We start from the raw sequence: 4,850 nt of genomic DNA, 5'->3' as shown, positions 1-4,850 counted from the left end.
TGGTTAAACAGAACCGGCACATCCAGCGCATGACGTGTTGCCATTGGGAAATAGCCACCGAACACACGCACTTCAGCTGGTGATGCCATTGAATCGTCATCCGAATGAACGGCATCAATGGTACCTGTCTGCAAGGCCCGAAACAGCTCGCCAGTTGGTACTAGCTGATCGGCATAATAAAGCTCAATTTCAAGCTCGCCTTTGGCAGCTTCATTGATCTTGTCAATCACCGGCTTTGTCACATGCTCTCCAAGTGCCGCGCCTGCATAGGTCTGGAAACGCCACTTAATGGCTTGCTGTGCATGGATTGCCGGCGCGCCTAACGTCGCCGCCGCGCCAACAACGGCCGAGCCACCTAAAAATTGTCTTTTGGTAATTTTCTTCATTTTATTCTCCTCTTTGGTTGTTAATTATTTTCAGACACTTAATAAAAAATATTAGCGGCCTAACGACTCATTAGTAATTACAAACGCCACGTCTTATCTGGCCAACGTCATTGCAACACTATCATGCCGCCACCTCACCTTTATGCAGCTTGCCAAGCGCATCACCTAATAATGCTACAATCATTTCAGCTATATTTTTTTGATCTATATCAGTAGTTAAAAGAGTATTGCTAAATTCTAACATCACATTTAGATAGCCATTATCTATGCCATGCTGCCTGAGCGTATGGGTAACCCCATGCTGGGGACCATAAGGTTCATTCCGCATGACCTTTAGCGTCGTATAAGCAGATGCATGCTCAAGCATGAGATCGGCAAGACGCTGATCACTATCATGCAGAATGCCAAATTCAACATCGCGTGCCTGGCCCCGATAAACAGGTGTAAAACTGTGAATCGTCACCAGAACCGGTTTACCCGACATTGACGCAAGCGTATCTGACAATAGGCTTTTGAACGGATCATAAAACCGCGTAACCCGCCGCGCACGTTCAGCCTCGTCAATCACCTGATTGCCCGGAATCGTCCTGCCCTCACTTGACGCGGGCATCGCGTCAAGCGCTTCGGGAGGACGGTTACAATCATAAATTAGCCGCGATACATTACTATAGACAAGACGCGCATCAAGCATATCTACCAAATGATGGGATAGCCCCAGCGCACCTGGATCCCAGGCAATGTGACTGGCCTGGTCATTTTCAGATAGACCAAGTGCCCTATATTCAGATGGAATGAAATTTGAGGCATGTTCACAGACAAGCAGAATCGGCGACGTCGCTTGCGGGTTGACCAATGTGGCAACCTGCTTGGTATCTTCAGCATAATCATTATCGATTAAAGTCATCATGCAACCCCTTATGAAGATAATTCTTCATCTTAGAGTGACCTGTCAAGAAATTTACTGAAAAAAATTCTTCATCTTTGGATTTAATGTGTAGTAATTTACATTTGGGAGGCAAGACGTGACCGAAAAAAACCTAACTGTAGCCGAACGACTGAAAAGCCAGTCTGATAATCTGACGCGGGCTGAACGCCAGCTTGCCGCCTGTATTCTGGAAAATTATCCAGCTTCGGGGCTTGGTACGATCACCACGCTTGGCAAACGCGCCGACGTATCGACACCCACTGTTGCCCGTATGGTGCAAAAGCTTGACTTTTCGGGTTTCCCTGACTTTCAGGCCGCGCTTCGTTTAGAAATTGAAGCCAAAATTTCCGACCCAATTACCAAACGTGAAACATGGGCTGAAAAGGCACCAACCGGCCATATTCTGAACCGCTTTACCGATGCGGTCATCAGCAATATCAGCCAGTCACTTGGCCAGCTTGACACCGACACTTTTGATCAGACATGTGCGCTGGTCGCTGATACCGATCAGCGTGTTTTTGTCGTTGGCGGACGAATCACCCGCGCTTTGGCTGAATATATGTTCCTGCATTTGCAGGTAATACGTCCTGATGTGACGCATATTCAGTCAATTTCAAACGCATGGCCGCATTACCTGCTTGACGTCAAAGAGAATGATGTGGTGATTATTTTTGATATCAGACGCTATGAAACCAGCACTTTGAAGCTTGCCGAGATTGCGGCTGAAAAAGGCGCTAAAATTGTTCTATTTACCGATCAATGGGGCTCACCTGTCAGTAAATTTGCCACTTACAGCTTTACTAACCAGATTGCTGTGCCATCAGCATGGGATTCGTCAGTAACCAGCCTTTTATTGCTTGAGATTATGATTGCCGAAATTCAAGAGCGAATCTGGCCGAACACCCGCACACGCATTGAAAACCTTGAAGATATGTTTGATCGCACCCGCTTTTTCCGCAAATTCATCTAAAGCTGAATGAAATCACCCAGAGCCAACTTTGCACAAAATTTAGGCAACCTGCTTATTCTAGTGGCAATTTTCTAAAAATCAGCTATCACGCATAGGTCACGCGCGATGCCTATCTTGTCAATACATGCATTCCACAAGACAATGCGCCTGTTAAATATGTGATCTGTCGCGATTGTGTGTAAGGCAATTTAAACCAGACTCTTTATATGTGACAAACAAACCATCCTGCCAATCGCAATGGCAGACGGGAAACTGAAAGCAGCATTATGAAAAAAATCGAAGCGATTATTAAACCGTTCAAGCTGGACGAGGTTAAAGAAGCGCTACATGAGGTTGGCATTCAGGGCATCACAGTGCTTGAAGCCAAAGGATTTGGCCGCCAAAAAGGACATACAGAATTATACCGCGGTGCTGAATATGTCGTGGATTTTCTGCCCAAGGTAAAAATCGAAGTGGTGATTGAAGACAGCATGCTTGAGCGTGTTGTTGACGCCATCCAGCAAGCCGCCCAGACCGGACGTATTGGTGACGGCAAAATCTTTATTTCGACAATCGACGAAGCGATCCGAATTCGCACCGGCGAACGTGGCGGAGACGCCGTTTAATCTATGTAGATACCGGCAAGATGTCTTGCCGGATATGGCCCTATTTTGCCTCTATCAAACCACAGGCAAATGACCAAAGACATGAAAGGATTCTAGTATGTCTGACGCAAAAGCTATCATGGAAATGATCCGTGAAAACGATATTACCTATGTTGATCTGCGCTTTACCGACCCGCGTGGTAAGATGCAGCATGTAACCCAGCATATCGACACAATTGATGAAGAAACATTGGCCGAAGGCTTCATGTTTGACGGTTCATCAATCGCAGGCTGGAAAGCCATCAATGAGTCAGATATGACCTTGATGCCTGACCTGTATCGCGCCTATATCGACCCGTTCTTTGCCCAGCCGACTTTGGCTTTGTTCTGTGACGTGTTGGAGCCAGGTTCAGGTGCCGCCTATTCACGCGACCCACGCGGAACAGCAAAGGCCGCTTTGACCCATATGGAAGGCCTTGGCATTGCCGATACCGCTTTCTTTGGTCCAGAAGCCGAATTCTTTATCTTTGAAGATGTCAAAATCGACGTCTCAATGAACCGTGCCATGTATCAGGTCGATTCAGTCGAAGGCCCTTACAACGGCGCCACCGACTATCCTGAAGGCAATATGGGTCACCGTCCGGGCGTCAAAGGCGGCTATTTCCCTGTTCCCCCGCTTGATAGCGGCCAGGATATCCGTGGCGAAATGCTGACTGTTATGGCTGGCATGGGTGTTAGCGTTGAAAAGCATCACCATGAAGTGGCCCCGTCACAGCATGAGTTGGGTGTGAAGTTCGGCACATTGCTGGAAACTGCTGACAACATGCAGCTTTACAAATATGCCGTGCATCAGGTTGCCCATGCCTATGGCGTGACCGCAACCTTCCTGCCAAAGCCAATCGCTGGCGATAACGGTTCGGGCATGCATGTGCACCAGTCACTGTGGACAGATGGCAAGCCTCTGTTCGCTGGCAATGGTTACGCTGACTTGTCTGAAAGCGCGCTTTACTATATTGGCGGCATCATCAAGCATGCTAAGTCATTGAACGCTTTCACCAACGCATCAACCAACAGCTACAAGCGTTTGATCCCAGGTTATGAAGCACCTGTGCTGCTGGCCTATTCGTCAAAGAACCGTTCTGCATCATGCCGTATTCCGCATGTGAATTCGCCAAATGGCAAGCGCGTCGAAGTCCGTTTTCCGGATGCAACCGCGAACCCATATCTGGCCTTTTCAGCCATGCTGATGGCTGGCCTTGATGGTATCCAGAACAAGATTCATCCGGGTGATGCCATGGATAAGGATCTGTATGACCTGCCTGCCGAAGAGCTAAAGCAGATCCCGACAGTATGTGCATCTTTGCGTGAAGCGCTTGAGTCACTTGATGCTGATCGTGCCTATCTGACCGCGGGTAACGTGTTTACCGACGAACAGATCGATGCCTATATCGAGTTGAAGATGGAAGAAGTCATCGCACTCGAGCACACACCGCATCCGGTCGAATTCCAGATGTATTACTCATACTAATTGGGTATGGCTAATTGGGTATCGCTAATTGGGTATCGCTAGTTGGGTATCACGCCAATTCGGCATCATACTGAAACTGAATAAGCGTGCCGCATAAGCCGCGTAATTAGTAACCATATAATCACCCCCGGATCGCATAAGCGGTTCGGGGGTTTTTGTTTTGGTGTGGAATGTTAAAGACTCAGGTTAATTTAGTGATGAGTATTCTCATAATTAGATAGGCATTTTTATAGACTAAATGAGTTTTTGCATTGGGTTCTAGCGCACCATGAAACAAAATATTTCTTAACTGGTACAAAACTTCTATTAAGGCACCTATTACAAAATGACCTTCATCGTTGATTGCATGTTTGTCTCTTATAAATTTACGACCTCCCAACATATAGTAATCTGATCGGGGCAATCTATCTTTATCCTCTGTTACCTTAACAATGATATAAGGCTTTAGTTCTCTGAA

6 protein-coding genes are annotated in these 4,850 nt (G+C 47.0%); 3 read left to right on the top strand and 3 right to left on the bottom strand.

The window, feature by feature from the left end:
* Together ACTF7Q_RS10075 and ACTF7Q_RS10070 are read right to left on the bottom strand one after the other, a co-directional pair.
* Window positions 1-386, bottom strand: a 386-nt coding sequence (locus ACTF7Q_RS10075) for a substrate-binding domain-containing protein (protein WP_438997705.1), incomplete at its 3' end; no start/stop codon positions are given.
* 121 nt (window positions 387-507) lie between these two features.
* Window positions 508-1,290: an N-formylglutamate amidohydrolase gene (locus ACTF7Q_RS10070; protein ID WP_438997704.1), complete on the bottom strand. Its 783-nt coding sequence runs from the start codon at window positions 1,288-1,290 to the stop codon at window positions 508-510.
* A gap of 118 nt (window positions 1,291-1,408) precedes the next feature.
* On the opposite strand from ACTF7Q_RS10070, the gene ACTF7Q_RS10065 reads away from it, so the two are divergent.
* The 3 genes from ACTF7Q_RS10065 to glnA all read left to right on the top strand — a co-directional run bounded on the left by ACTF7Q_RS10065 (window position 1,409) and on the right by glnA (window position 4,393).
* A complete protein-coding gene (locus tag ACTF7Q_RS10065) occupies window positions 1,409-2,281 on the top strand; it encodes a MurR/RpiR family transcriptional regulator (protein ID WP_438997703.1) in 873 nt (290 codons plus the stop codon).
* Between the two features lie 266 nt (window positions 2,282-2,547).
* The gene (locus ACTF7Q_RS10060) at window positions 2,548-2,886 is read left to right on the top strand and encodes a P-II family nitrogen regulator (protein WP_013044980.1); all 339 of its coding nucleotides are present in this window, start codon (window positions 2,548-2,550) and stop codon (window positions 2,884-2,886) included.
* 97 nt (window positions 2,887-2,983) lie between these two features.
* Window positions 2,984-4,393, top strand: coding sequence for a type I glutamate--ammonia ligase (gene glnA / locus ACTF7Q_RS10055; RefSeq protein ID WP_013044979.1), 1,410 nt, complete (start codon window positions 2,984-2,986; stop codon window positions 4,391-4,393).
* A gap of 181 nt (window positions 4,394-4,574) precedes the next feature.
* Here glnA and ACTF7Q_RS10050 read toward each other — a convergent pair.
* A partial coding sequence (locus ACTF7Q_RS10050) for a hypothetical protein (RefSeq protein WP_438997702.1) occupies window positions 4,575-4,850 on the bottom strand: 276 nt, incomplete at its 5' end.

The organism is Puniceispirillum sp. (SeqCode) (genome assembly GCF_965657105.1).
In the GTDB taxonomy this organism is placed as follows: domain Bacteria; phylum Pseudomonadota; class Alphaproteobacteria; order Puniceispirillales; family Puniceispirillaceae; genus Puniceispirillum.
This window is presented reverse-complemented; position numbering and strand designations above follow the sequence as displayed.